General features: G+C 71.3%; 28 protein-coding genes and 1 tRNA gene. 15 read left to right on the forward strand and 14 right to left on the reverse strand.

The window, feature by feature from the left end; genetic code table 11:
- Positions 1–11: 11 nt before the first annotated feature.
- The 3 genes from ACVDFE_RS40235 (at position 12) to ACVDFE_RS40245 (ending at position 2,569) form a co-directional block, all read left to right on the forward strand.
- Complete coding sequence (locus tag ACVDFE_RS40235) at positions 12–497, forward strand: helix-turn-helix domain-containing protein (RefSeq protein WP_458434094.1); 486 nt, start codon at positions 12–14, stop codon at positions 495–497.
- 124 nt (positions 498–621) lie between these two features.
- The gene (locus ACVDFE_RS40240; RefSeq protein WP_360398248.1) at positions 622–1,869 is read left to right on the forward strand and encodes a Mur ligase family protein; all 1,248 of its coding nucleotides are present in this window, start codon (positions 622–624) and stop codon (positions 1,867–1,869) included.
- The gene (locus ACVDFE_RS40245) at positions 1,862–2,569 is read left to right on the forward strand and encodes a type 1 glutamine amidotransferase (protein WP_360398246.1); all 708 of its coding nucleotides are present in this window, start codon (positions 1,862–1,864) and stop codon (positions 2,567–2,569) included. Before ACVDFE_RS40240 ends, ACVDFE_RS40245 begins: the two co-directional genes overlap by 8 nt.
- On the opposite strand, the gene ACVDFE_RS40250 is transcribed toward ACVDFE_RS40245, so the two are convergent.
- A complete protein-coding gene (locus ACVDFE_RS40250; protein WP_360398244.1) occupies positions 2,553–3,164 on the reverse strand; it encodes a TetR/AcrR family transcriptional regulator in 612 nt (203 codons plus the stop codon). The two genes, ACVDFE_RS40245 and ACVDFE_RS40250, sit on opposite strands and share 17 nt — an antisense overlap.
- 75 nt (positions 3,165–3,239) lie before the next feature.
- On the opposite strand from ACVDFE_RS40250, the gene ACVDFE_RS40255 reads away from it, so the two are divergent.
- Positions 3,240–4,724 (forward strand): flavin-containing monooxygenase, encoded by a 1,485-nt coding sequence (locus tag ACVDFE_RS40255; protein ID WP_458434095.1) that lies wholly within the window; start codon positions 3,240–3,242, stop codon positions 4,722–4,724.
- 1 nt (position 4,725) lies between these two features.
- On the opposite strand, the gene ACVDFE_RS40260 is transcribed toward ACVDFE_RS40255, so the two are convergent.
- Positions 4,726–5,760, reverse strand: a complete 1,035-nt coding sequence (locus ACVDFE_RS40260) for a zinc-dependent alcohol dehydrogenase family protein (protein WP_458434096.1) — start codon at positions 5,758–5,760, stop codon at positions 4,726–4,728.
- A 111-nt stretch (positions 5,761–5,871) separates the two neighbouring features.
- On the opposite strand from ACVDFE_RS40260, the gene ACVDFE_RS40265 reads away from it, so the two are divergent.
- From ACVDFE_RS40265 to ACVDFE_RS40275, 3 genes are all read left to right on the forward strand, one after another.
- Positions 5,872–7,026: a carboxylesterase family protein gene (locus ACVDFE_RS40265; RefSeq protein ID WP_458434097.1), complete on the forward strand. Its 1,155-nt coding sequence runs from the start codon at positions 5,872–5,874 to the stop codon at positions 7,024–7,026.
- Positions 7,023–7,769, forward strand: a complete 747-nt coding sequence (locus ACVDFE_RS40270; RefSeq protein WP_458434098.1) for a class I SAM-dependent methyltransferase — start codon at positions 7,023–7,025, stop codon at positions 7,767–7,769. The genes ACVDFE_RS40265 and ACVDFE_RS40270 overlap by 4 nt, the downstream gene beginning before the upstream one ends.
- A gap of 232 nt (positions 7,770–8,001) precedes the next feature.
- Positions 8,002–8,613, forward strand: a complete 612-nt coding sequence (locus ACVDFE_RS40275; protein WP_360398234.1) for a TetR/AcrR family transcriptional regulator — start codon at positions 8,002–8,004, stop codon at positions 8,611–8,613.
- Positions 8,614–8,801: 188 nt separating this feature from the next.
- On the opposite strand, the gene ACVDFE_RS40280 is transcribed toward ACVDFE_RS40275, so the two are convergent.
- Positions 8,802–9,023: a DUF3618 domain-containing protein gene (locus ACVDFE_RS40280; RefSeq protein WP_360398232.1), complete on the reverse strand. Its 222-nt coding sequence runs from the start codon at positions 9,021–9,023 to the stop codon at positions 8,802–8,804.
- Between the two features lie 120 nt (positions 9,024–9,143).
- On the opposite strand from ACVDFE_RS40280, the gene ACVDFE_RS40285 reads away from it, so the two are divergent.
- Positions 9,144–9,217 (forward strand) — tRNA-Leu (locus ACVDFE_RS40285).
- A gap of 23 nt (positions 9,218–9,240) precedes the next feature.
- Here the strand turns inward: ACVDFE_RS40285 and ACVDFE_RS40290 are convergent.
- Positions 9,241–11,784 (reverse strand): LuxR C-terminal-related transcriptional regulator, encoded by a 2,544-nt coding sequence (locus ACVDFE_RS40290; RefSeq protein WP_458434100.1) that lies wholly within the window; start codon positions 11,782–11,784, stop codon positions 9,241–9,243.
- A gap of 341 nt (positions 11,785–12,125) precedes the next feature.
- On the opposite strand from ACVDFE_RS40290, the gene ACVDFE_RS40295 reads away from it, so the two are divergent.
- Positions 12,126–12,806, forward strand: coding sequence for a DedA family protein (locus ACVDFE_RS40295; protein WP_458434102.1), 681 nt, complete (start codon positions 12,126–12,128; stop codon positions 12,804–12,806).
- 219 nt (positions 12,807–13,025) lie between these two features.
- Here ACVDFE_RS40295 and ACVDFE_RS40300 read toward each other — a convergent pair whose 3' ends face one another.
- On the reverse strand, positions 13,026–14,126 hold the full coding sequence (locus ACVDFE_RS40300; protein WP_458434104.1) for an NAD(P)-binding domain-containing protein: 1,101 nt from the start codon (positions 14,124–14,126) through the stop codon (positions 13,026–13,028).
- A 145-nt stretch (positions 14,127–14,271) separates the two neighbouring features.
- On the opposite strand from ACVDFE_RS40300, the gene ACVDFE_RS40305 reads away from it, so the two are divergent.
- The 4 genes from ACVDFE_RS40305 (at position 14,272) to ACVDFE_RS40320 (ending at position 17,262) form a co-directional block, all read left to right on the forward strand.
- The gene (locus ACVDFE_RS40305) at positions 14,272–15,300 is read left to right on the forward strand and encodes an LLM class flavin-dependent oxidoreductase (protein WP_458434106.1); all 1,029 of its coding nucleotides are present in this window, start codon (positions 14,272–14,274) and stop codon (positions 15,298–15,300) included.
- Between the two features lie 325 nt (positions 15,301–15,625).
- The gene (locus tag ACVDFE_RS40310) at positions 15,626–16,153 is read left to right on the forward strand and encodes a hypothetical protein (protein WP_458434107.1); all 528 of its coding nucleotides are present in this window, start codon (positions 15,626–15,628) and stop codon (positions 16,151–16,153) included.
- A gap of 10 nt (positions 16,154–16,163) precedes the next feature.
- On the forward strand, positions 16,164–16,631 hold the full coding sequence (gene bcp, locus ACVDFE_RS40315) for a thioredoxin-dependent thiol peroxidase (protein WP_360398220.1): 468 nt from the start codon (positions 16,164–16,166) through the stop codon (positions 16,629–16,631).
- Between the two features lie 289 nt (positions 16,632–16,920).
- Positions 16,921–17,262, forward strand: a complete 342-nt coding sequence (locus tag ACVDFE_RS40320) for a DMT family transporter (protein WP_360398218.1) — start codon at positions 16,921–16,923, stop codon at positions 17,260–17,262.
- Here the strand turns inward: ACVDFE_RS40320 and rdgB are convergent.
- Both rdgB and rph read right to left on the reverse strand, forming a co-directional pair.
- Positions 17,259–17,858 carry an RdgB/HAM1 family non-canonical purine NTP pyrophosphatase gene (gene rdgB / locus ACVDFE_RS40325; protein WP_458434108.1) on the reverse strand — a complete coding sequence of 200 codons (600 nt, stop codon included), beginning with the start codon at positions 17,856–17,858 and terminating at the stop codon, positions 17,259–17,261. The genes ACVDFE_RS40320 and rdgB overlap by 4 nt on opposite strands.
- Positions 17,855–18,622 carry a ribonuclease PH gene (gene rph, locus ACVDFE_RS40330; RefSeq protein WP_360398214.1) on the reverse strand — a complete coding sequence of 256 codons (768 nt, stop codon included), beginning with the start codon at positions 18,620–18,622 and terminating at the stop codon, positions 17,855–17,857. The genes rdgB and rph overlap by 4 nt, the downstream gene beginning before the upstream one ends.
- Positions 18,623–18,671: 49 nt before the next feature.
- Between rph and ACVDFE_RS40335 the strand changes: the two genes are divergently transcribed.
- Positions 18,672–19,169: a DUF2231 domain-containing protein gene (locus ACVDFE_RS40335; protein WP_360398212.1), complete on the forward strand. Its 498-nt coding sequence runs from the start codon at positions 18,672–18,674 to the stop codon at positions 19,167–19,169.
- Here ACVDFE_RS40335 and ACVDFE_RS40340 read toward each other — a convergent pair.
- From ACVDFE_RS40340 to ACVDFE_RS40355, 4 genes are read right to left on the reverse strand one after another with little or no spacing between them, the layout of a single operon-like run.
- Complete coding sequence (locus tag ACVDFE_RS40340; RefSeq protein WP_360398210.1) at positions 19,127–19,543, reverse strand: OsmC family protein; 417 nt, start codon at positions 19,541–19,543, stop codon at positions 19,127–19,129. The two genes, ACVDFE_RS40335 and ACVDFE_RS40340, sit on opposite strands and share 43 nt — an antisense overlap.
- Positions 19,540–20,307, reverse strand: a complete 768-nt coding sequence (locus tag ACVDFE_RS40345) for an MBL fold metallo-hydrolase (protein ID WP_360398270.1) — start codon at positions 20,305–20,307, stop codon at positions 19,540–19,542. Before ACVDFE_RS40345 ends, ACVDFE_RS40340 begins: the two co-directional genes overlap by 4 nt.
- Before the next feature lie 2 nt (positions 20,308–20,309).
- Positions 20,310–21,059: a glutamate racemase gene (gene murI / locus ACVDFE_RS40350; RefSeq protein WP_458434473.1), complete on the reverse strand. Its 750-nt coding sequence runs from the start codon at positions 21,057–21,059 to the stop codon at positions 20,310–20,312.
- 11 nt (positions 21,060–21,070) lie between these two features.
- Complete coding sequence (locus ACVDFE_RS40355; RefSeq protein ID WP_458434109.1) at positions 21,071–21,682, reverse strand: rhomboid family intramembrane serine protease; 612 nt, start codon at positions 21,680–21,682, stop codon at positions 21,071–21,073.
- A gap of 32 nt (positions 21,683–21,714) precedes the next feature.
- On the opposite strand from ACVDFE_RS40355, the gene ACVDFE_RS40360 reads away from it, so the two are divergent.
- Positions 21,715–22,575 (forward strand): SMP-30/gluconolactonase/LRE family protein, encoded by an 861-nt coding sequence (locus ACVDFE_RS40360; RefSeq protein ID WP_458434111.1) that lies wholly within the window; start codon positions 21,715–21,717, stop codon positions 22,573–22,575.
- Between the two features lie 34 nt (positions 22,576–22,609).
- Here the strand turns inward: ACVDFE_RS40360 and ACVDFE_RS40365 are convergent, their stop codons facing one another.
- Genes ACVDFE_RS40365 through ACVDFE_RS40375 form a run of 3 tightly spaced genes read right to left on the reverse strand, consistent with a single transcriptional unit; the run spans position 22,610 to position 24,277 of the window.
- Positions 22,610–23,560: a PLP-dependent cysteine synthase family protein gene (locus ACVDFE_RS40365; protein WP_458434112.1), complete on the reverse strand. Its 951-nt coding sequence runs from the start codon at positions 23,558–23,560 to the stop codon at positions 22,610–22,612.
- 8 nt (positions 23,561–23,568) lie between these two features.
- The gene (locus tag ACVDFE_RS40370; RefSeq protein ID WP_053735880.1) at positions 23,569–23,841 is read right to left on the reverse strand and encodes a MoaD/ThiS family protein; all 273 of its coding nucleotides are present in this window, start codon (positions 23,839–23,841) and stop codon (positions 23,569–23,571) included.
- A gap of 25 nt (positions 23,842–23,866) precedes the next feature.
- Positions 23,867–24,277 carry a M67 family metallopeptidase gene (locus ACVDFE_RS40375; protein WP_053735881.1) on the reverse strand — a complete coding sequence of 137 codons (411 nt, stop codon included), beginning with the start codon at positions 24,275–24,277 and terminating at the stop codon, positions 23,867–23,869.
- Positions 24,278–24,301: the final 24 nt, after the last annotated feature.

Genomic DNA, 24,301 nt, shown 5'->3' on the forward strand with positions numbered 1-24,301 from the left:
GGAGGAAACCGGTGACGACTGCGACAGGACCGATCGACACAGCCGCGTACCAACGCGTGCTCGGTGACGAGATCCGCAGCCTTCGCAAGCAGCGCGGCTGGACCAGGAAAGAACTGAACAAGCGCTTGCAGACGGAGATCTCCCTGCAGACCCTGGCGACGTACGAGCTGGGCACCCGCCAGTGCTCGGTCGTGCGCCTGGTCGAGATCTGCCACGCACTCGACGTGCCCGCGCACGAGGTGCTGGCCCGCGTGCACGAACGCTTCTTCGGCGACACGCCGGCAGGTCACCTGACCCTGAACCTGTCCCTGGTCGCCGCCACGGACAACCCCCGCCTCGCGCCACTGCGCCGGTGGGCGGCCGGGCGCCTGCACGTGCTGCCTCCCGGGGCGTCACCGGAGGTGCACCTCGACCTGGCGGCGGTGGAGAACATGGCGCAGCTCTGCCAGCTGCCGACGGTGGAGCTGATCCGCACGCTGCGGTCGATGTCCCGTTAGAACGGTCGCGGGGAACGCGGGCGGAGCCGCGGGAACAGCACCCACCGTTGTACCGAACCCCGTTCACACCACCGAAACCACCGCCCACGAAGGGTTACCCGCCCACGCCGGTAGCATCGCCGGGGTGAACGATTCCCCCGCCCGCCTCCCCCTGCGCACCGCAGCCGCCGTGAAGCTGGGCAACCTGAGCTCCACGCTGTCCCAGAAGATGGGTCTCGGCGCAGGTGGCATGATCGGCGGCCGAGTCGCCCTCAAGCTCGACCCCCAGGCGTTGAACCGCCTGACCGCCGGCCGCAGGGTCGCCGTGGTCACCGGCACGAACGGCAAGACGACCAGCACGATGATGCTGGCCAGGGCCGTCACGGCGCTGGGTGAGGTCGCCACCAACCACAGCGGCGCGAACATGCCAGACGGGCACGTGACGGCGCTGTCGAAGCAGCCGGACGCCCCGTACGCCGTGCTGGAGTGCGACGAGGGGTACTTCCCCGCCGTCGCCGGTGCCAGCAACCCGGCGGTCGCGGTGATCCTGAACCTCAGCCGCGACCAGCTCGACCGGGTCGGTGAGGTGCGCACGATCGAGCGCAGCATCCGCGACACGATCGCCGGGCTGCAGAACTGCGTGATCGTCGCCAACTGCGACGACGTGATGGTGACCAGTGCGGCGAGGGACGCGAAGAACGTCGTCTGGGTCGCCACCGGCACGAGCTGGCACCACGACAGCGCGAGCTGCCCGCGGTGCGGTGACCCGATCCGCTGGCAGGGCGAGCACTGGCACTGCACGAACTGCGACCTGGCGCGGCCGCACCCGACGTGGATCACCGCCGACGAGGCCATGATCACGCCGGAGCACCGGAAGCTGGAGCTGCGGCTGACGCTGCCGGGCAAGTTCAACCAGGCGAACGCCGTCATGGCCACGGCGGCCGCGCACACGCTCGGTGTGCCGGTCGACGAGGCGGTGCGCCGTTTGCGTGGCGTGAGCAACGTCAGCGGCCGGTACCGCACGATCCAGCGCAACGGCCGCAGTGCGCGGCTGCTGCTGAGCAAGAACCCGGCGGGCTGGAGCGAGACGCTCACCGTGGTCAGGGAGGCGCACCACCCGGCCGTCCTGGTCATCAACGCCCAGGAGGCCGACGGCCGCGACCTGAGCTGGCTGTGGGACGTCCCGTTCGAGAAGCTGCGCGGCCGCCAGGTGATCGCGTCCGGTGAGCGCGCCAGCGACCTGGCCGTGCGCCTGACGTACGCCGAGGTCGAGCACACGATCGTCAAAGACCCGCTGAGGGCCCTCGACCAGCTGCCCGCCGGCGCGGTCGAGGTCATCGCCAACTACACCGCGTTCCGCGACTTGAATGCCAGGGCTGCCGCTGATGAGTGAGTCGACCGTCCAGATCGCCCTCGTGCTGCCGGACCTCCTCGGCACCTACGGGGACTTCGGCAACGCCGTCGTGCTGGAGAAGCGCATGGCGTGGCGCGGGATCAAGGCCGAGGTCGTGCCGATCAACTACGGCCAGCCGGTGCCGGACTCGTGCGACATCTACGTCGTCGGCGGTGGCGAGGACACCGCGCAGACGCTCGCGGTGAAGCACCTGCGCGAGCACCCCGGTCTGCAGCGCGCGGTCACGAAGGGCGCCGTGGTGCTCGGGGTGTGCGCGGGCATCCAGATCTTCGGCGAGAGCTTCACCCGCGCCGACAACGTGACGCACCCCGGCATGGGCCTGATCGACTCGACCTCGCACGCCGGGGGCAGCCGTGCCATCGGCGAGGTGCTGGCCGAGCCGGCGGACGGCCTGTTCTCCGGTGTGCTGACCGGGTTCGAGAACCACCAGGGCCGCACGGTGCTGGGCCCGTCCGCGCGTCCGCTGGCGCACGTGAAGGTCGGCACCGGCAACGACGGCAGCGTCGAGGGCGCGGTGCAGGGCCGGATCGTCTGCACCTACCTGCACGGCCCGGTGCTGCCGCGCAACCCGCAGCTCGCCGACATGCTGATCGAGTGGGCCACCGGCACGAAGGTGGCGCCGCTGGACCTGCCCGCCGTCACGCAGATGCGCGCGGAACGGGTCAAGGCAGCTTCGTGAGCCGGTCGGCGACGCCCGGCCAGACCACGGCCATCACGTAGTCGGTCGCGAGCGCGGGTCCCACACCGGGCCTGCGCTCGCACCACACGGCGAGCCGTTCGCACGCGCCGACGACGATCTCCGCGAACGCCTCCGCCTCCAGCGGGTCGATCTCCGGCGCGAACGACACCAGCACGGACCCGATCATGTCCGTCTGCTGCTGCCGGATGCCCTCGACCTCCTCCTGCGCCGACGGCACCGCGATCGCCGCCTCCTGCCGCAGCAGGGCCCAGGACCGCTGGTGGTCGACGATGAACTCGAAGAACGCGAGCAGCCCCAGCCGCAGGAACTGCTCGGGGTCCTGCGCGCCCGCGATGGCCGCGGCCGTCTTCTCCCGCAGCTCGGCGCGCGCCCGGTGGATGCAGCCGATCAGCAGGCCCTCCTTGGACCCGAAGTACTCGTAGATCATCGGCTTGGAGACGCCGCAGCGTTCGGCGATCTCGTCCATGGAGGTGGCGAGGTAGCCCTGCTCCGCGAAGACCTCCTCGGCGACGGTGAGCATCTGGGCCATGCGCTGCGCCCTGGGCATGCGGCGCCGTGGCGCTGGAGCGGTCACGAATGGAGTCTACCGCTCGTAACTTACTTCGAGTAACCTACTGCGAAGTAGCCAAGCGAGTGGGAGGGTGTCCCCATGCACCGAGAGACGAAAGTGCTCGTCATCGGCACCGGCTTCTCCGGCCTCGGGATGGCCGTCGAGCTGAAGCGCCGCGGTGAGCACGACTTCGTGGTCCTCGAAAAGGCGAGCGACCTCGGTGGCACGTGGCGGGACAACTCCTACCCCGGTTGCGCGTGCGACGTGCCGTCGCACATGTACTCGTTCTCGTTCGAGCTGAACCCGGGGTGGTCGCGGATGTTCGCCCAGCAGGGCGAGATCTGGGAGTACCTGCGCAAGGTCGCCGACAAGCACCGGCTGCGACCGCACATCCGCTTCAACACCAAGGTCTCCGGCGCGCGGTGGGACGACGAGGCCAAGCGCTGGCACGTCACCACCGAGCAGGGCGACACCTACACCGCCACGGCGCTGGTCGCGGGCGTCGGCGCGCTGCACATCCCGAACGTCCCCGAGCTGCCGGGCATCGAGAACTTCACCGGCAAGACGTTCCACAGCGCGCAGTGGGACCACGACTACGACCTGACCGGCAAGCGGGTCGCCGTCGTCGGCACGGGCGCGTCGGCGATCCAGTTCGTGCCGAAGATCGCCGGGCAGGTCGGGTCGCTCAAGGTCTTCCAGCGCACGCCGCCGTGGATCATGCCCAAGGCCGACCGCGAGATCACCGGCTGGGAGCGGAAGCTGTTCCGCGCCCTGCCGTTCACGCAGCGGCTCTACCGCGACTTCGTCTACTGGACCCGCGAGTCGTCGGCGCTGGGCTTCGCGGTCAACCCGAAGATCATGCAGTTCGCGCAGGGGATCGCGGTGCGGCACCTGAAGAAGCAGGTGCCGGACCCGGAGCTGCGCAAGGCGCTGAAGCCCGACTACACCATGGGCTGCAAGCGCGTGCTGATCTCCAACGACTACTACCCGGCGCTGTCGCGGTCCAACGTGGACCTGGTGACGGACAAGATCTCCGAGGTGCGCGAGAGGTCCGTCGTGGACAGCGCGGGCGTCGAGCACGAGGTCGACGCCATCATCTACGGCACCGGGTTCCACGTCGTCGACTCGTTCGACTACCTGGACATCCAGGGCAAGGGCGGGGTCGACCTCGCCAAGAAGTGGCGCGAGCAGGGCATCGAGACCTACTACGGCATCACGGTGTCCGGCTTCCCCAACCTGTTCTTCCTGCTGGGCCCCAACACCGGACTCGGGCACAACTCGGTCGTGTTCATGATCGAGTCGCAGATCCGGTACATCTCGCAGTGCCTCCGGCTCCTCGACCGGCACCGCGCGGCGGAGCTGGACGTGCGGCGGGAGGCCCAGCAGGAGTTCAACCGCGAGATCCAGGGCAAGCTGACCAAGGGCGTGTGGACCCAGGGCGGCTGCAAGAGCTGGTACCTCGACGCGCAGGGCGTCAACCGCACCGTGTGGCCGGGCTTCACCTGGCGGTACTGGATGCGGACGAAGCGCGTGCGCGCCGAGGACTACGTGCTCACCGCCGCCGCGCGGACGCCGGCGCCGTGAGTCACGGCTTGACGATGACCTTGAGGGCGGTCCGCTCGTCCATCGCCTGGTAGCCCTGGGCGACGTCGGCGAGCGCGACCGTCCGGTCGAACACGGGACCGGGGTCGATCCGCCCGGCGAGCACGTCGGCGAGCAGCTCGGGCAGGTAGGCGCGCGCGGGTGCGACGCCGCCGCCGATGGCGATGTTGCGGCCGAACAGCTTGCCCAGCGGCAGCCCCGGCATCTCGTGCGGCACGCCGACGTACCCGATGCGGCCGCCGTCGCGCACGATGCCCATGGCGGTCTGCCACGACTGCTCCGTGCCCACGCACTCCAGCACCGCGGCCGCCCCGAGCCCGCCGGTCATCTCCTTGATCCGCTCGACGGCGGCGTCACCGCGTTCGGCCACCTGGTCGGTCGCGCCGAACAGGGTCGCGATCTTGGCGCGGTCCTCGTGGCGGCCCAGCGCGATGATCCGCTCGGCGCCGAGGCGCTTGGCCGCGAGCACACCGCACAGGCCCACGGCGCCGTCACCGACGACCGCGACGGTGCTGCCGGGTTGCACGCCCGCGCCCAGTGCCGCGTGGTGCCCGGTGCCCATGACGTCGCTCAGGCTCAGGAACGCGGGCAGCAGCTCCGCCGGCGCGTCGGCCGGGACGCGCACCAGCGTGCCGTCGGCCTGCGGCACCCGCACGGCCTCGCCCTGGCCGCCGTCGCTGCCCTTGCCGCCCCAGAACCCGCCGTTGAGGCACGACGTCTGCAACCCGGCCTGGCAGTAGGCGCAGGTGCCGTCGCTCCACACGAACGGCGCGATGACCCGGTCGCCGGCCTGGACGCTGCGCACGTCCGCGCCGACCTCCTCGACGACACCGAGGAACTCGTGGCCGATCCGCTGACCGCTCTCGCGCTTGGCGACACCCCGGTACGCCCACAGGTCGCTGCCGCAGATGCAGGCGAGCTCGACCCGGACGACGACGTCACCCGGCTCCTGGACGCGCGCGTCGGGCACCTCCTCGACGCGGATGTCACGGGTGCCGTAGATCGTCGTAGCCCGCACCTGGGTTCCTCCTCTGCCTCGTGGTCCAACCGGTCCATCGTGCTCCGGGCAGGCCGGTCGCGCCCACTCGGGAGGCTGTGGAGTTGACCACCCACGCCTACCATCGGGGACGTGCTGAACACTGCGGAAGGCCTCGTGCGGGCACGCGCGATCCGTTACGCGACGGCGGCCCGGTTCGCCGCGCCAGAGCCGCTCACCTGGGACGGCGTGGTGGACGACACCCGCCGCGGGCCAGCCTGCCCGCAGTCGCCGTCGGCGCTGGCCGCGGTGGTCGGCAACTCGGTCGAGGGGCTGTCGTTCGACGAGCACTGCGAGGTGCTGAGCGTGACGGCACCGGCCGACGCCGACGGCCTGCCGGTGATGGTGTGGTTCCACGGCGGCGCGTACGTGACCGGCAGCGGCGAGTCGGCGAAGTACGACGCAGGGCTCTTGGCCGCGCAGGGCGTCGTGGTCGTGAGCGTCAGCTACCGGCTCGGGATCTTCGGTTACCTGCGGGACGACCTGGGGCTGCTGGACCAGCTGGCGGCGTTGCGGTGGGTGCGCGACACCATCGCGGAGTTCGGTGGCGACCCGGCGAACGTGACGGCGTTCGGCCAGTCCGCGGGCGCTGACTCCGTGTACGCGCTGCTGCTCACCGACACCGAGGGCCTGTTCCAGCGCGCGATCCTGCAAAGCGCGCCGCTGGGCACCCGCAGCCCCGACCGCCCGGCCATGACGGCGGCGCTGCGCGAACACGTCGCCGCCTCCGTCGACGCCGGCACCCCCGTGGCGGACGTGCTGGCCGCCCAGCAGCGCGTCACCGCCGAGCTGGGGCCGAGGTTCACGCCGTCGGGCAGCATGCCGTTCGGCCCGGAGCTGCCGGGCGAGCCCGACCTGACCGCGGTGGCGCCGCGGGTGGAGCTGCTCGTCGGACACACGCGGGACGACGGCAGCCCGTACGTCGCGAACCACCCGGAGGCCTGGGCCGTCGCCACCGAGCTCGTCTTCGCGGGCCCCGCGCGCCGGCTGGCCGCCGACTGGGCCAAGGCCGGTGGCCAGGCCGCCACCTACGACTTCCGCTGGCGGCCGGAGGGCGCTCCGCTGGGGGCCTGCCACTGCATGGAGCTGCCGTTCCTGTTCGACCCGGACGCCTGGAGGGGCGCGGGCATGCTGGCCGGGCAGGAGCCGGACCCGGCGCTGGCCGCGGTCGTGCGGCGGACGTGGACCGACTTCGCCCGGAAGGGGATCGACGCGCTGCCCTCGCGCGAGCTCGAGCTCGGCGCATGACCGAACGCGAGCGCCTGCGCGCCACCTTCGGCACGGACGCGGCCCGCTACCACCGGGCCCGTCCGACCTACCCCGCCGAGCTCTTCGCCGCGCTGCACGGCGACCGCATCCTGGAGATCGGCCCTGGCACCGGCCAGGCCACGCTGCCGCTGACCGCGCTCGGTTCCGTGACCGCCGTGGAGCTGAGCCCGGACCTCGCCGCGATCGCCCGCACCCACGCGCCGCGCGCGCACGTCGTGGTGGCGGACTTCGACGAGTGGGAGCCGGACGGGGAGTTCGACCTCGTGGTGTCCGCGACGGCGTTCCACTGGCTGGACCCGGACACCCGCATGGCCCGGTGCGCACGCGCGTTGCGGAACGGCGGGACGCTCGCCGTGATCTCCACGCACCACGTCGCGGGCGGCACCGAGCAGTTCTTCGCCGACGTGCAGGAGCTCTACGAGCGCTGGGACCCGGGCACGCCGCCGGGCTTCCGGCAGCCGACGGCCGGCACCGTGCCGTTCGAGCTCGACGACAGCCCGTTCTTCGAGCCGCCGGAGTTCCGCAGGTACGAGTGGGAGCGCGACTACACCGCGGAAACCTACGTCGACCTGCTGCTCACGTACTCGAACCACATCACGCTGCCCACCCGCGACGAGCTGGTCGCCGGCATCGGCAGGCTCATCGACACCCGCTACGGCGGCCGGATCACCAAGCGGTACCTGACCCAGCTGGCCACGGCCGTGAAGGCACCGGCGGACTGACCGTCTGATGTGGACTGTCCAGCTCCCTGGCACGATCTTCAGGTTCTCGACAGGTGCCGGAACGGAGTTCCCGGTCCTCTTCCCGGTACCGGCCGCACAGGAGTCGACCGACCACAACACGATCCAACAACCGGGTGCTGCTGCCCCTGCGAGTAGGGCGAGACGCCTAGGATGTCCCGCCAAAGGGGCGGGGAGAACACGCACGAGCCGTGCCCTTGCACTAGGAGGTGGCATGGCCGTGCCGACAGCGGCGCTCAACGAGGGAAGGGCCCCACAGCGGGGCCGGCCTCGCGACGCCAGCAGGGACGACGCATTACGTCAGGCAGCGCTCGAAGTGATGGCCGAGGTCGGATACCGGGCCCTCACCATGGACGCGGTGGCAGCGCGCGCGAGAGCGGGCAAGGCCACGATCTACCGGCGCTGGGAGTCGAAGCTCGATCTGGTGATCGACACGTGCACGCAGCTCGCCACGCAGAACCTCGGCGCACCGGACACCGGCTCGCTCGCCGGTGACCTGCGCGAGTTCCTGTCGTCGTTCGCCGCGTTCCTGTCCGGTCCGATCGGCAAGGCCGCTCAGGCGCTGGTGGGCGAGCTGCCGCACGAGCCGGAGCTGGCGGCGGCGTTCCGGGAGACGTTCCTGATCTCGCAGCGCGACGTGCTGCGCGGAATCCTCGACCGGGCCGCCGACCGGGGTGAGCTGAGGGCCGACGCCCCGCGCGGCATGGCCGTGGAGATCGCGGGCGCGGCGTTGATCTACCGGCTGATGCTCACCGGTGACCCGCTCGACGAGCCGTTCGTGGAGAAGGTCGTCGAGCAGGTCCTACTACCGTTGGTGCACGCCTAGCGCCCCCCGGCTTTGCCGGCATCTGCAAGTACCACCGACTCAACATCACCAAGCACTTTTCTACTGCCAACAGCTCCGCCGGCCGTCCGCGGACCTGGAATCCGGTTCGACGGGCGGCGACCATGTTGGTGGTACTTGCAGACGCCTGGGCAGCAACGAGGGGGCGGACGAGACTTCTGGCCAGGTGCTCAGCGGAAGAGCTTGCGCACGAGCGCGAAGCCGACCACGGCACCGACCGCGATCAAGGTGTACTTGACCTTGGGCTGGCTCAGCGTGGCCAGCACGGACGAGCGGCCCTGTTCGACGAGCTTCTGCGGGTTCGCGCGCTCGCTGAGCTCGTCCAGGGTGTTGGCCAGCGCGGCACGAGCCTGTTCGATCTCGCGCTGGATGGTGTCGGGATCGCGTGCCACATGTCCTCCTAGCAGCGGTTCTGGCAGTCACCGTAGTGGACGGCCGTGGGCGGGGCCGCACACGACCCACGTGCGCCCCGGGAGAGCGTGTACATGGCCGCGCTATAGGCTTCCACCCGAGGGGTCGTAGCCCAATTGGCAGAGGCACTGGGTTTAGGTCCCAGCCAGTGGGGGTTCGAGTCCCCCCGACCTCACGATCGTCCTGGGCGCGGTGTGCTCACGGGGCACGTTCGCCCAGGTCAGATCGCATGTTCCTGCGTTCGACCCAGTCCGCGATCTGAGTGCGGCTGGTCAGGTCGAGCTTGCGCCGGACCCGTTGCAGGTGCGTCTCCACCATCCGCTGCGAGATGTGCAGCTCCGTGCCGATGCCACCGTTCGTCCGCCCCGCGGCCACCAGCGCGACGACCTGCCGTTCGCGTGCGCTGAGCTCCTGCTGCTCGATCCGGCCCTCCAGCGCGTAGGCGACCGCTTGCTCACGCGTCATCTGCCGGCCGTCGGCGAGACACGAGTTCCCCACGGCGACCCGTGCGGCCCGCACGACCTCGACGACCTCCCGCTGCCACACGAGGTCGTCGGTGGGCCCGCCTTCCCTCAGGCACGAGGCCGCGCCGACCAGCCTGAGCGCGCGCCTCGGGTCACGGCGCCGGTACGCGATCACGGCCAGCCCCTCCAGCACGTCCGCCACCCAGAAACCCGTGCAGGACGCACGAAGCGACTGCTCGAACCAGTCCGTGGCCTCGTCTGTCTCGCCGCGTTGCAACGCGCGCACGCCGACCGTGTGCAGGAAGACCGCTAGTCGGCGTGGTGGAGCGAACCGCCGGTAGACCGGCAGCACGTCGGCGAGCAGGGCGTCCGCGAACTCCTCGTCGCCCGCCCGCAGCGCCGACCAGGCCAGGTTGTGCTCGATGATCGCGAGGTCCAGCGGCCCGGCGACCGGCACCAGCAACGCCAGCGCCTCCTCGTAGTGCTTGCGCGCCTCGCTGGTCCGGCCCGCGCGCACCAGCTCGCCCGCGACCGCGTTCAGGGCCTGGGCGAGCAGCACCGGTGCGCCGAGCTCGCGGGCCAGCGCGACGGCCTGCTCGGCCGTGGGCAGACCGGTGTCGTCGTCGGTGCCGGCCAGGTAGGCGAGGTGGCACAGGGCGAGGCAGCGCACGGCGGGTTCGCTGGGCACCGTGGAGCGCACCGCCGCGTGCAGCGACCGGCGCCCCTGCGACACCTGCCCCTGGTCGCGCCAGGCCGTGGCGAGCATCGTCGCGAGCCGCAGGTGGTTCCGGTCGCCGGTGCGGGCCGCCCAGTCGACGGCGCTCTGCAGCGCGGCGCACTCGGCGATCAGCGGTTCGACGACGGCCGGCGCGCTGAACACGGTCGCCGTGAACGCGGTCCAGCGGCCGGCGAACCAGTGCGCGACCCGCGCCAGCACGACGTCCCGCAGCTCGCCGAGCTCCTCCCTGCCGTACAACCGGAGCGTCTCCAGCTGCTCGAACCGCCCCGCGCCCGTGAACGTGAGCAGCGACTTCGACACGAGCCCCGACAGCAGCGCCAGCACCCGGTCCGTGCGCAGCGCACACGCCGCGACCGCCACCTCCAGCCCGAACCCGCCGGGGAACACCGACAGGCAGCGGAACACGTGCTGCTCGTCGGCGCCGAGGTGGTCGTAGCTCCACTCGACGGCCGCGCGCAGGCTCTGGTGCCGCACGGCTGCGGTCCGGTTGCCGCGGTTGAGCAGCTCCAACCGGTCGTCCAGACGGGCCAGCAACTCGCTGACCGGCAGCACCGTCACCAGCCGCGCGGCCAGCTCGACCGCCAACGGCAGCCGGTCCAGCCGCACACACAGCCCGGCGAGCACCTCCCGCCCCGGCAACCGCACCCCGAGCTGACTGGCCTCCGCACGGTCGGCGAACAACGCGACCGCCCCCTCGACCGGCAACGGCGGCACCGGCACCAGCACCTCCCCCGGCACCCGCAACGGCTCCCGGCTCGTCGCCACCACCCGCACCCCGGGACAGCCGATCAGCAACGGCTCCAGCAACGCCGCGCACTCCCCGGCGACCCGCTCGCAGTTGTCCAGCACCAGCACCACCGTCCGCCCGGCCAACGCGTGCACCACCGTGCTCAGCACCGTCTCACCGGTGACCTCGCCGATGCCCAAACTCGTCGCACACGCTCGCGGCACGTGGTCGCCTCCCGCGACCGAGGCGAGCTCCACCCAGGCGACCTCGGGCAGGCGGGCGGTGAACTCCTTGGCGAGCCTGGTCTTGCCGACACCGGCCGGGCCGGTGAGGGTGAGGACGCGGGCGGTGCCGGTGGTGTGGAGGGCTGCCAGGCGGTTCAGGTCCTCGGTGCGGCCGATGAAGCTGTCAAGGGCTGGGTGGCGGTGGGCGGGCTCGTTCGTCGGGTGGTTCTTGGGCTGGTTCGCTGGGTGGTTCGGCGGCTGGTTGGTGCGTTGGTCGGCTTGGACGTTGGTGGCGCGGTGGATGGTGTGGCCAGTGCTCTGGTGGTTCGCGCGGCCGCTGCTCGGCTGGCCGTTGCTTCGCTGACTGTTGCTTGGTTGGCTGCTGCCTGGCTGGTTGCCGCCCGCCTGCCAGCCGTTGGTCGTTTGCCAGCCGTTGCCGGTCTGCCAGCCGCCGGTCGGCTGCCGGTTGGTGGCCCGCCGCCGGTACGCGCGCTGCCGGCACGCGTTCGAGCAGTACCGGGCCTGACTCCGCCGGGAGGTAGCGGTCGCGGCGCCACACGTCGCACACGTCCCCGCCTGGTCGGTCATCGCACGGAGCCTAACGACCCTGTTCAGCCCCGGAAAGGCCTTTCCACCAGATGTGGCCCAATGGACGTACCCGCACACCGTCCCGCTCCAGTCCACTGTGGACCGCTCGACCCGCCGAACCTCGCCCTCGGTCCGCCCACCGCACCCGGTCGCGTGAGCACTCTCACGCGACATTTCGGACACCACCGCGGCCCTCGGGGGCCTACCGCGTTTCCCCGTCCGCGGCAACGACTTCCCAGCTCACCCCCGGCAAACCCCGACCCCTGGGTGGGGTCACCCCCACCCAGGACCTCGGGTTTCCCCCAATGTCACCGGCCACCCGAATCCGTACCGTCGATCCCATGAACCTCGTCGACTGGGTCACCGACCTGATGCAATCGGCCGGCGCACCCGGAGCGGCACTGGCGATCGCGCTGGAGAACCTCTTCCCGCCCCTGCCCAGCGAGGTCTTCCTCCCCCTGGCCGGTTTCACCGCGGCCCAGGGCAAGATGTCCCTGCTCGACGCGATCCTCTGGACCACCGCGGGTTCGGTGGCCGGCGCCCTGCTCCTCTACTGGCTCGGCCACCTGCTGGGCCGCGACCGGGTCCGGCGCATCGCCGCCCGCATGCCGCTGGTGCGCGTGTCCGACGTGGACAAGACCGAGGCCTGGTTCCTCCGCAACGGCTACCGCGCGGTCTTCTTCGGCCGGATGATCCCGGTGTTCCGCAGCCTGATCTCCATCCCGGCCGGCGTGGAGCGGATGCGACTGGCACCGTTCCTCGGCTACACCGCGGCCGGCAGCCTCCTCTGGAACACCGCGCTGATCCTCGCGGGCTACCTCCTCGGCGACAACTGGCACCTCGTCGAGCAGTACGTCGGCCTGGCCTCCACGGGTGTGCTGGCGCTGGCCGGTGTCGCGCTGGCCGTCTTCATCACCACCCGGCTCACCACCTCCCGGCTCACCACCTCCCGACTCGCCACCACCCGGCTCGCCGCCTCCCGACTCGCCAAGCCCAAGCGCCGGACCCACTCGGACTCCTGACCCGGTCCGGCACCCACGCGTTCCGACACGTTCCGTCCCGCCTCCCCGCGTTCCTCTTCCCCCACGGGGCGAGCGAGCGGCCGATTCCGGACACAAGTCACCCGATCGAGCGACACCACACGAAGTCACCCCGGTAAGACGGGCGAACCGCCGGATCAGGACACGCGCCACCCGATCGAGCGACAACGCGAGACCGCCGCAACGCCGCTACCAGCGCCTTCACCCCGCCAAAGCACCCTCAACCCCCGAGCGCCCAACCCCCGGACTCCCAGCCCCCGAACCCCCAGCCTCAAGACCGAGAAACCGCACCAACTCCCGCACCGCACTCCGCCCCGCCCGGTTCGCCCCGATGGTGCTGGCCGAAGGCCCGTACCCGACCAGGTGGATCCGCGGATCACGCACGACCCGCGTCCCGTCCACCTGCACCCCACCCCCGGCCGCACGCAGACGCAGCGGCGCCAGGTGGTCGAGGTCGTGCCGGAACCCGGTGGCCCACAGGATGACGTCGGCGGCGTACCGCTCGCCCGACTCCCATTCGACGCCGTCGGGGACGACGCGGGAGAACATCGGCCAGCGCTGGAGGACGCCGTCGGCCAGCGCGGCGAGGGTCCGGTCGTTCAGGGGGAGGCCGGTCACGCTCACCACGCTGCGCGGGATCAGGCCGGCGCGGACGCGTTCCTCCACCAGGGCGACGACCTGGCGGCCGTAGTCCTCGGTGAACGGGCCCTCGTGCCACACCGGTTCGTGGCGGGTGACCCAGCGGGTCGAGGCGGCGAGCGGGGCGATTTCCATCAGCAGTTGGGTGGCTGAGGCGCCGCCGCCGACCACGACCACGCGTTTGCCGGCGAAGGCGGTGGGGCCCTGGTAGTCGGCGGTGTGCAGGTGCAGGCCGCGGAACGTGGACTGGCCGGGGTAGTGCGGCCAGAACGGGCGGCGCCACGTGCCGGTCGCGTTGATCAGGCCGCGGGTGGTCCAGGTGCCCGCGGAGGTCTCGACCCGCAGCAGGGGCGAGTCGGAGGTGACCGCGGAGACGGTCACCGGGCGCAGCACCGGCAGGTCGAACAGGCGCTCGTAGCGCGCGAAGTACGACGGGATCGCCTCGCGGGCGGGGGCGTCCGGGGGTGGTTGTTCGAAGGGCATGCCGGGGAGCTCGTGGATGCCGTGCACGGTGCGCATGCGCAGGCTCGGCCACCGGTGCTGCCACGCGCCGCCGGGTGCGGGGTTCGCGTCCAGCACGACGTGGTCGACGTTCCGCCTGCGCAGGAAGTAGGAGGCCGAGAGGCCCGCCTGGCCCGCTCCGATCACCACGACATCCGTCACACCCACGTCAACCCGCGACCGCCACCGGGTGATTTCGGATGTGACCGAGCAGTCACCAGCACCGCGCGCAGGCTCGGACCGGCGGACGCCCGACGAGTTACCCGGCTCACGGAAGAAGTCGCGAAGTATCGGTGTTGATCGATGTATGAGCCGCCTCAGTGAGATCCCGCTGTCCGTCCTCGACCTCGCCCCGATCGGTTCGGGCTCGGACGCGACGGCCGCGCTGCAGAACTCCAGGGAGCTCGCCCAGCAGGCCGAACGCCTCGGCTACCACCGCTACTGGTTCGCCGAGCACCACAACATGCCCGGTATCGCGAGCTCGGCGCCCGCGGTGCTGATCGGGCACGTCGCGTCGGCGACCGAGCGGATTCGCGTCGGGTCGGGTGGCGTCATGCTGCCCAACCACGCGCCGCTCGTGGTCGCCGAGCAGTTCGGCATGCTGGAGGCGCTGCACCCCGGCCGCATCGACCTGGGCATCGGGCGCGCGCCCGGTACCGACCAGAAGACGGCGCGGGCGCTGCGGCGGACCGAGGCCGGGCTGTCCGCGGAGAACTTCCCGCAGGAGCTGACCGAGCTGATCGGCTACTTCGACGGCACCGCCGAGCTCAACGCCGTGCCCGCCGCGGGCAACAAGCCGCCGATCTGGCTGCTCGGCTCGTCCGGCTACAGCGCGCAGGCCGCGGGGCTGCTGGGGCTGCCGTTCGCGTTCGCCCACCACTTCAGCGCGCAGAACACGCTGCCGGCGCTCGCGTTGTACCGCAAGCACTTCCGGCCCTCGGAGGTCCTCAGCGAGCCGTACGCGATGGTGTGCGCCTCGGTGGTCGTGGCCGACACCGACGAGCGCGCCCGCTACCTCGCGGGTCCGGGTGCGCTGTCGTTCGTGAAGCTGCGCCAGGGCCGGCCGGCTCCGCTGGCCACGCCGGAGGAGGCCGCCGCCTACCCGTACACCGAGATCGACGAGCTCGTGATCGAGGACCGGATGGCCACCCAGGTCATCGGTTCGCCGCAGACGGTCGCCGCCGGACTGGGCGAGCTGCTGGAGTCGACGGCGGCCGACGAGCTCATGGTGACGACCATCGTGCACGGGCAGCAGGACCGGCTGCGGTCGTTCGAACTGCTGAGCGAGCTTGCCGAACGGACGCCCGCGCTGGGCCGTTCAGCCGCACATACGTGAGTCGGTCACGCCTGAGCTTCACGTTTCGTACGACTGACGTTGGTCTGAACGGGTGATAATCGGCTCCGCTTGTAGCGCGAGGCACACCCTGCGCGATGATCGGTGTGAGCGCGCACGCCCCCCGACGCGCTCCCTAGCTTCACCCGACGGACGGCGTGGGGCCGGCGCTCTCTTGTGGCGCCGCCCACGCCGCCCATCACGAGTCGGCATCGTCCCGGCACCAGGTCCGCTTCAAGGGCCCCTTTCCTCCCCCGCTCGCCCCGCGGCACCGTCACAGTTGACGGGAGTCGTCCACACCCACCGCCGGGGTGGGAAAGGGGAGTTCGTGAAGTTCGCCAAATCGGCAGCGGGTCTCTGCCTGCTGCTGGCCGTGGCGGGATGTGCGGGCCCCAGTGTCGCCGTCACCACGGACGAGAGCCTGACCGTCGAGCAACGGGCCGAGACGCCCGACGCCGCCACCAACGCCGCCTTCGGCACCCAGCGGGTGTGGGGCTCCGGTCTCTCCGTCGTGGTGTCGGCCCCGAGATCGCTCTCACCGTCGGACACGGCCACCCCGCGCGCCGCGCGCACGGCCGTCTTCACGCTCACCGTCTACAACGGCTCGAAGAACGCCTACAAGCCCTCTCAGCTCGCCGTGAAGGCGACGGCGAACGGTGCCGCGGCTCCCGAGCTGGTCGACTCGGTGCAGGGCCTCAACGGCCTCGCCGCGGCCGTCGCCGAGCTGCCGCCCGGCAAGGACACCCAGGTGGTGCTCGCGTTCGCCGTGGCGGAGGGGCCGGTGCAGATGCAGCTGACCGTGCAGCCCGGCGGCCAGGGCCAGGACGCACCGACCGTGTTCGAGGGCCAGGCCTAGTCTCAAGGCCATGAGCACCCGTCTCGAACCAGGGGACACCGCACCCGCCTTCACGCTGCCCGACAGCGACGGCAAGCCGGTGTCGCTGTCCGACTACCTCGGCAGGTCAGTGGTCGTGTACTTCTACCCGGCCGCGAGCACCCCGGGCTGCACCAAGCAGGCCTGCGACTTCCGCGACAGCCTCGCCCAGCTGAACGACCTGGGCTACGCCGTCGTCGGCATCTCGCCGGACAAGCAGGAGAAGCTCGCGAAGTTCCGCGACGCGGAGGGCCTCACCTTCCCGCTGCTCGGTGACACCGAGAAGACCGTCCTCACCGAGTGGGGCGCGTTCGGCGAGAAGCAGAACTACGGGCGCACCGTGCAGGGCGTCATCCGCTCCACGTTCCTCGTCGGCCCGGACGGCAAGGTCGTGAAGGCGATGTACAACGTGCGCGCCACCGGTCACGTCGCGAAGCTGCTGCGCGAGCTCCCGGCCTGAAAAATCACCTGGAAATGTGATACCGCCGCCGCAGGACTTGCGGCGGCGGCCCCTTCTTCGGGTATGGTCGAGGTGAGGGCGTGCAACAACTGCCGCCCCTGTTCCGGTGAGGGTGATACACCGTGTGTCGCTTGACGGCACCTCGCGGCCCCGACATCCCGTCTGATTTCGTCTTGCGCGTCCACTTCCCCACGCGCGGCGGTTGACCAGGGCGTTCTGCCCTCAGTCCACCGTTCGCAAGCAAACACGCATGCCTGGCGCTGCGTGCATTTCGTGCTGGGAAAATTCAATGCTCAAGTGGGTGCTGCTCACCATCGCCGTGGCAGCGGAAGTTTTCGCGACCCTTTGTCTGAAGTACTCCGACGGTTTCACGAAACCGTGGCCCGTCGTCGGTCTCGGCGCCGGGTTCCTCACCGCTCTCTACCTGGAGTCGGTGGTGATCCGGATGGGGCTGCCGGTCGCCATCACGTACGCGATCTGGGCGGGCGCGGGCATCGCGCTGGTCACCCTCACCAGCCGCGTGCTGTTCTCCGACCCGCTGAACCTCGCCATGCTCGGCGGCATGGCGCTCATCGCGGCCGGCGTGTGCGTGGTGTCGGTCGCCTCGCACGCACACGCCGTCACGGCCTAACGCAGCTTGCGCAGGTGCGGGACCAGCAGCTTCAGCGCCCGGCCCCGGTGGGACTGGGCGTCCTTCTCCTCGGCGCTCAGCTCCGCCGAGGTGACCATGTAGCCCTCGGGCAGGAAGATCGGGTCGTAGCCGAAGCCGTTCGTCCCGCGCCGCTCGCGCAGCAGGGAACCCCGCCACTCGCCGCGGACCACGACCTCCTCGCCGCCGGGCACGACCAGCGCGACCACCGACACGAACGCCGCGCCACGGCGTTCGTCCGGCACGTCGCCGAGCTGGCCCAGGAGCAGGTCGAGGTTCGCGTCGTCGTCGCCGTGGCGGCCGGACCAGCGCGCGGACAGCACGCCGGGCATGCCGTTCAGCTCGTCGACGGCCAGGCCGGAGTCGTCGGCCACGGACACCAGACCGGTGGCCGCAGCGGCGTCACGGGCCTTGGCCAGCGCGTTGCCCTCGAAGTCCGGCGCGGTCTCCGGTGCCTCGGGGAACTCCGGCACGTCCGCGAGCGACAGCACCTCGATGCCCGACAGCTCCTCGGCCACGACGATGCGCTGCAGCTCGCGGAGCTTCTTGGCGTTGCGGGAGGCGAGCAGGAGCTTCACCGGCGACCACCGGACTTCGGCTCGGGCAGCACGCCGGGGTACGGGGCGGACAGGGCCTCGGCCTGCAGGCGGTTGAGCTGCGCGCAGCCCTCCAGGGCCACGTCCAGCATGCGGTCCAGGGTGGACCGGGCGAACGTGGCGCCCTCACCGGTGCCCTGCACCTCGATCAACGTGCCCGCGTCGGTGGCGACGACGTTCATGTCGACCTCGGCGCGCGAGTCCTCCTCGTAGGGCAGGTCCAGGCGCACGCGGCCGTCGACCACGCCCACCGACACCGCGGACACCGCGCACGACAGCGGCGACGGGTCGGCCAGGCGACCGGCCGCGCCCAGGTACGTCACCGCGTCGGCCAGCGCCACGTAGGCGCCGGTGATCGCCGCCGTGCGGGTGCCGCCGTCGGCCTGGATCACGTCGCAGTCGATGACGATGGTGTTCTCGCCCAGCGCCGCCAGGTCGATGCACGCGCGCAACGAGCGGCCGATCAGCCGGGAGATCTCGTGCGTGCGCCCGCCGATGCGGCCCTTCACGGACTCCCGGTCGCTGCGGGAGTGCGTGGCGGACGGGAGCATCGCGTACTCGGCGGTCACCCAGCCGAGACCCGAGCCCGACCGCCAGCGGGGAACGCCTTCGGTGACACTCGCGGCGCACAGCACGCGGGTGTTCCCGAACTCGATCAGGACCGAGCCGGCCGGCCAGGTCTGATATCCACGCGTGATCCGGATGTCACGCAACACGTCGTCGTTTCGGCCGTCGCTTCGCACCACGGCCCATACCCTAATGAACCCCGCGGGGCGCACTGGCGTAGGGAGAGACATGCTGACGATCGACGGTATTCCGATCCACCCGTTGCTCGTGCACGCCGTGGTCGTGCTGCTGCCCCTGGCGGCGCTCGGCTCGATCGCGATCGCACTGGTCCCGGCCTGGCGGCGCAGGTACGCCTGGCCCGTTCTCGGGGTCACCCTGGCCGGTGTCGCCGCCGTGCCGGTCGCGAAGCAGGCGGGCGAGGACCTCCAGGCCGCACTCGAACGCGCCACCGGTGCGGCGAACCCGGTCATCCAGGCGCACGCGGACCTGGGCGACCTGCTGCTGCCCGTCGCGCTCGGCTTCGGCGTCGCGGTGATCGCGCTGCTGGTCGCCGGGCGCCTCGCCGACCGGGAACGCGAGGCGGAGGCACCCACCACGAGGACGTGGCGGGTGGTCTCAGTCGTCGTGTCGGTGCTGGTCGTCGTGCTCGCGGCCGGGACCGTGGTGCAGACGGTCAGGGCCGGTCACAGCGGGTCGGAGGCCGTCTGGAGCGGCGTCGGGAGCTGAAGCGGCGCGGTCGCGGACTGCTTCAGCGTGCGGGTGACCGTGCAGAACTGCTCCACGGCACGCCGCACGACGACCTCCAGGGCCTCCGGGTCGTCCACCGCGGACAGGTCGTAGGACAGCGCCACCGGGATCGACACGACCTCGTTGCCGCTCTCGGACTGGACGGCGTCCGCGACCGCCGACAGCTCCTCACCGCCGGTGCGGCGCAGGATCAGCGTCTCCGACGTCACCAGCGCGCAGCCCGCGGCGGCCGCGACGAGCAGCTCCACCGGGCTGAACGAGCCCTCCTGCCCCTTGCGCCCGATCCGCACCGACGCGCCGCGGTCGTTCGTCGCGACGAACTCGTGCTCGCCCACCCGTTCCAGCTCGATCACGCCATCTCCCCCACTTCGTACCGGCCGCCCTCTACGACCAGTTCGCTCGGCCCGGCGAAGGCCGACCGGGCCTCCGCGAGCACGTCGTCCCGCGACGTCCACGGCGGAACGTGCGTCACCAGCAGCCGCCCCGCGCCGGCCCGCGCGGCCAGCTGTCCCGCTTCGAGCCCGGACAGGTGCAGGTCCGCGACCCGGTCGGGCGCGTGCGTCCAGCTCGCCTCCGCGAGCAGCACGTCCACCCCGTCGGCCAGCGCGTCCAGCGCCGCGCACGGCCCGCTGTCACCGGTGTAGGCCAGTGTCGCGCCACCGCAGGAGATCCGGAACCCGTACGCCTCGCAAGGATGCGCGACCACAGCGGACTCCACGGTGAACGGTCCGATGTGGACGGTGGAGCCCAGCGGGTGGAACTCGAAGACGTCCGTGAGGTCCAGCGACGCGCGTTCCTCCTCGGAAGGCGCGTAGGCGGCGGCGAACCGCGCGTGGGCCTGGGAAGGCGCGTAGACCGGCAGGACGGCGGACGGCGGGCTGGGGTGGTACTTGCGCGCCACGTACAGCGACGACACGTCGATGCAGTGGTCGGGGTGCAGGTGCGACAGCACCAGCGCGTCCATCGAGAACAGCGGGCGCTCCTGCTGGAACCGCCCCAGCACGCCGTTGCCGAGCTCCAGCACCAGCGTGAAGCCGTCCGCCTCCAGCAGGTACCCCGACGCCGCCGCGCCAGGTCCCGGAATGCTGCCGGAGCAGCCCAGCACGGTCAGCAGCACCGTTACCCCCACTGTTCGAACGTCGGCAGGAACCTGGCGGCCAGCTTGGCGAAGCGCTCCGGCGGACCGGTGCACGTCACCCGGTGCACGGGCGGGTCGGCGGCGAAGTCGTCGCGTTCGGTCAGCAGCCGCACCACGTCCTTCACGGTCTCCTCGGCGCTGGACACCAGCGTCACGTGCTCGCCCATGACGATCTGGATCACGCCGGTCAGCAGCGGGTAGTGGGTGCACCCCAGCACCACGGTGTCGACCTCGGCGCGCTGCAACGGTTCCAGGTAGGCCTGGGCGAGACCCAGCACCTGCCGGCCGGAGGTGACGCCGCGTTCCACGAAGTCGACGAACCGCGGGCAGGCCGCCGCCGTGACGGTGACGTCCCGCGCGGCCTGGAAGGAGTCCTGGTAGGCGTGCGAGTTGATCGTGCCGACCGTGGCGATCACACCGACCCGGCCGGACCGCGTCGACCGCACCGCGCGGCGCACCGCGGGCAGGATCACCTCGACCACCGGCACGTCGTAACGTTCCCGCGCATCGCGGAAGCAGGCGGCGGAGGCGGTGTTGCAGGCGATCACGAGCATCTTGGCGCCCTCGCCGACCAGCCGGTCGCACACCTCCAGGGCGTGCTTGCGGGCCTGCGCGATGGGCAGCGGCCCGTAGGGACCGTTCGCGGTGTCACCGATGTAGTGGATCGACTCGCCGGGCAGCTGTTCCACGACGGCTCTGGCGACCGTCAGGCCGCCGACGCCCGAGTCCATGATCCCGATCGTCACGCCGTGAATGTAGCCGGTGCGGCCGCCCTGCGGTTGTCGCGAGAAACACCCCACGCGGCCAGGACTCCACCCATTGCGCCGAACAGGTGGCCTTCCCACGACACGCCCGGCTGGCCCGGCAGCACACCCCACAGCGCCGCGCCGTACAGGGCGAACACGCCGACGGCGATCACGAGCTGCAGCCACGACCGCGCGAAGACACCGCGCACCAGCAGGAAGGTGAGGAAGCCGAACACGAGCCCGGACGCGCCGATGTGGCTGCCCTCGCTGCCGAACACCCAGACGCCGAGCGTGCTCGTCAACCAGATGACCGCGGTGACCTGGAAGAACTGCTTCAACCCACCGGAGGAGGCCAGGAACCCCAGCAGCAGCAACGGAACCGCGTTGCCGGTGAGGTGGCTCCAGTCGCCGTGGATCAGCGGCATCCACGCCAGGTTGTCCCACTGGCTGAAGTCGCGCGGCCGCACGCCGTCGTCCTCCAGCGAGCCACCGGTGGCGACGTCGAAGGCCTCGACGACGTAGAGGAAGCCGACGAACCCGGCCACCACCAGCAGCGACAGCACGGGGTGCGGCGGTATGACCCGTTTCGCGAGCGCAGTGCGGTCCACGTGTCCAGCCTACGTGCACCTAAGGTGGTCGGGTGTCGATCGAGGTAGCGGTGCGCGTATCGGCCCAGCTCGGCGAGGGGCCGACCTGGGACCACAGCAGCTCCACCCTGCTGTGGGTGGACATCCTGGCGTCCGAGGTGCACCGGTACGCGCCGGCGCGTGACGACGACGCGGTGCTCGCGCTCCCCCAGCACGTGGGCGCCGCGAAGCCGCGTGCGCAGGGCGGCCTCGTCTGCAACCTGCGCGACGGCATCGCGCTGGTCGACCGCGACGGCACCAAGAGCTGGCTCGTCTACTGGGCGCGCGACGGGGTGCGCGGCAACGACGCGGGCGTCGACCCGTCCGGCCGGCTGTGGGCCGGGACGATGCGCTACGACCAGGCGGCGAACGAGGGCTGGCTCGCGCGGGTCTCCGGTGACGGCGCGGCGAAGGTCGTGGTCAGCGAGGTCAACACGAGCAACGGCGTGGGCTGGAGCCCGGACGGCACGCTCATGTACTTCATCGACACGCCCACCCGCCGCATCGACGTGTTCGACTTCGACAACGCCGCGGGCACGGTCTCGAACCGCCGCCCGCTCGCCCATATCGGCGGCACCGACGGCTCACCGGACGGGCTGACGGTGGACGCCGACGGGTGCGTGTGGGTCGCGCTGTGGGGTGGTCACGCGGTGCGCCGCTACACCCCGGGCGGCGAGCTGGACCGGGAGGTGGCGCTGCCGGTGGACCAGCCGACGGCGTGCTGCTTCGGCGGCAGCGACTTCACCGACCTCTACGTCACCTCGGCCCGCGTCGGGCTGTCCGACGAGACGTTGGTGCAGCGGCAGCTCAACGGGTCCGTGCTCGTGCTGCCCGGGATCGGCGCCGGACTGCCGGGAGTCGCGTTCGCGGGCTGAGGTGCGGTGACCGGAGTGGTCACCGCACAACCGGTCAGGCCCAGAGGTGCCCGTCGAGCCGCGCCGCCGCCTCGTCCAGGGTGCCCGAGTACGCGCCCGTGGACAGGTACTTCCAGCCGGCGTCGCAGACGATGAACACGATCTCGGCGGACTTGCCTGCGACCTCGGCCTTCTGCGCCACGGCCAGCGCGGCGTGCAGGATCGCACCGGTCGAGATGCCCGCGAAGATGCCCTCGGACTCCAGCAGCTGCCGGGTGCGGCGCAACGCGTCGTAGGAGCCGACCGAGTACCGCCCGGTCAGCACCGACTCGTCGTACAGCTCCGGCACGAAGCCCTCGTCGAGGTTGCGCAGGCCGTACACCAGCTCGCCGTAGCGCGGTTCCGCGGCGATGATCTGCACGTCCGGCTTGGCCTCGCGCAGGTACCGACCGACACCGACGAGCGTGCCCGTCGTGCCCAGGCCGGCCACGAAGTGCGTGATCTCCGGCAGGTCGGCGAGGATCTCCGGCCCGGTGCCGCGGAAGTGCGCGTCGGCGTTGGCCGGGTTGCCGTACTGGTAGAGCATCACCCAGTCCGGGTTCTGCTTGGCGAGCTCCTTGGCCGTGGCGACGGCCTGGTTCGACCCGCCGGCCGCCGGGGAGAACACGATCCGCGCGCCGTAGGCCTGCAGCAGCTGGCGGCGTTCGGTCGAGGTGTTCTCCGGCATCACGCACACCAGGCCGTAGCCCTTGAGCTTCGCGGCCATGGCCAGCGCGATGCCGGTGTTGCCCGAGGTCGGCTCCAGGATCGTGGCACCGGGGCGCAGCACGCCGTCCCGCTCCGCCGCCTCGATCATGGCCAGCGCGGGCCGGTCCTTGATCGAGCCGGTCGGGTTGCGGTCCTCGAGCTTCGCCCAGATGCGCACGTTCTCCGACGGGGACAGCCTCGGCAGGCCCACCAGCGGGGTCCCGCCGAGCGCGTCCAGCAGCGAGTCGTAGCGCGCCATGGTGTGGCTCAGCCGCCCGCGACGGCCGGGAGGATGGTGACGTTGTCGCCGTCCTTCACCGCGGCGTCGAGGCCACCGGCGAAGCGCACGTCCTCGTCGTTGACGTAGACGTTGACGAAGCGGTGCAGCGCACCCTCCTTGACCAGGCGGGCCTTGAGGCCGCCGTGGTTGTTCTCCAGGTCGTCGATGACCTCGGCGAGCGTCGCGCCGGTGGCGGACACCGACTTCTCGCCCCCGGTGTGGGTGCGCAGGATGGTCGGGATCGACACGGTGACGGCCATGGTGGTTCTACCTCCGGGAGAAACTTCAGGATTCGATGATCTTGACCGGTTCCTCGGTCACGACGCCGTCGACGATGCGGTACGACCGCAGCTCGTGCTCGATCGGGTCACGCGTGGAGACCAGCACGTAGTGCGCCTCCGGCTCGCCCGCGAACGAGATGTCGGTGCGGGACGGGTACGCCTCGGTGGCGGTGTGCGAGTGGTAGACGACCACCGGCACCTCGTCGTTGGCGTCCATCTCCCGCCACACCTTGAGCTGCTCACCCGCGTCGAACCGGTAGAAGGTGGGCGACCTCTCGGCGTTCTCCATCTCGATGAAGCGCTCGGGGCGGTCCGAGCCCGCGGGCCCGGCGATCACCCCGCACGCCTCGTCGGGGTGGTCACGGCGGGCGTGGGCCACCATCGCGTCCACCAGGTCACGGCGAATCACCAGCACGCAGTCAATCCTACGGGCTGGCGG

This window comes from Lentzea chajnantorensis (genome assembly GCF_054300775.1).

Bases quoted from the DNA above. Each gene is read 5' to 3' on its own strand.
- ACVDFE_RS40245 (WP_360398246.1), top strand. From the start codon at position 1,862: ATGAGTGAGTCGACCGTCCAGATCGCCCTCGTGCTGCCGGACCTCCTC.
- ACVDFE_RS40255 (WP_458434095.1), top strand. From the start codon at position 3,240: ATGCACCGAGAGACGAAAGTGCTCGTCATCGGCACCGGCTTCTCCGGC.
- ACVDFE_RS40270 (WP_458434098.1), top strand. From the start codon at position 7,023: ATGACCGAACGCGAGCGCCTGCGCGCCACCTTCGGCACGGACGCGGCC.
- ACVDFE_RS40275 (WP_360398234.1), top strand. From the start codon at position 8,002: ATGGCCGTGCCGACAGCGGCGCTCAACGAGGGAAGGGCCCCACAGCGG.
- ACVDFE_RS40290 (WP_458434100.1), bottom strand. From the start codon at position 11,784: ATGACCGACCAGGCGGGGACGTGTGCGACGTGTGGCGCCGCGACCGCT.
- ACVDFE_RS40295 (WP_458434102.1), top strand. From the start codon at position 12,126: ATGAACCTCGTCGACTGGGTCACCGACCTGATGCAATCGGCCGGCGCA.
- ACVDFE_RS40305 (WP_458434106.1), top strand. From the start codon at position 14,272: ATGAGCCGCCTCAGTGAGATCCCGCTGTCCGTCCTCGACCTCGCCCCG.
- bcp (WP_360398220.1), top strand. From the start codon at position 16,164: ATGAGCACCCGTCTCGAACCAGGGGACACCGCACCCGCCTTCACGCTG.
- ACVDFE_RS40320 (WP_360398218.1), top strand. From the start codon at position 16,921: ATGCTCAAGTGGGTGCTGCTCACCATCGCCGTGGCAGCGGAAGTTTTC.
- ACVDFE_RS40335 (WP_360398212.1), top strand. From the start codon at position 18,672: ATGCTGACGATCGACGGTATTCCGATCCACCCGTTGCTCGTGCACGCC.
- murI (WP_458434473.1), bottom strand. From the start codon at position 21,059: ATGGACTCGGGCGTCGGCGGCCTGACGGTCGCCAGAGCCGTCGTGGAA.
- ACVDFE_RS40365 (WP_458434112.1), bottom strand. From the start codon at position 23,560: ATGGCGCGCTACGACTCGCTGCTGGACGCGCTCGGCGGGACCCCGCTG.
- ACVDFE_RS40370 (WP_053735880.1), bottom strand. From the start codon at position 23,841: ATGGCCGTCACCGTGTCGATCCCGACCATCCTGCGCACCCACACCGGG.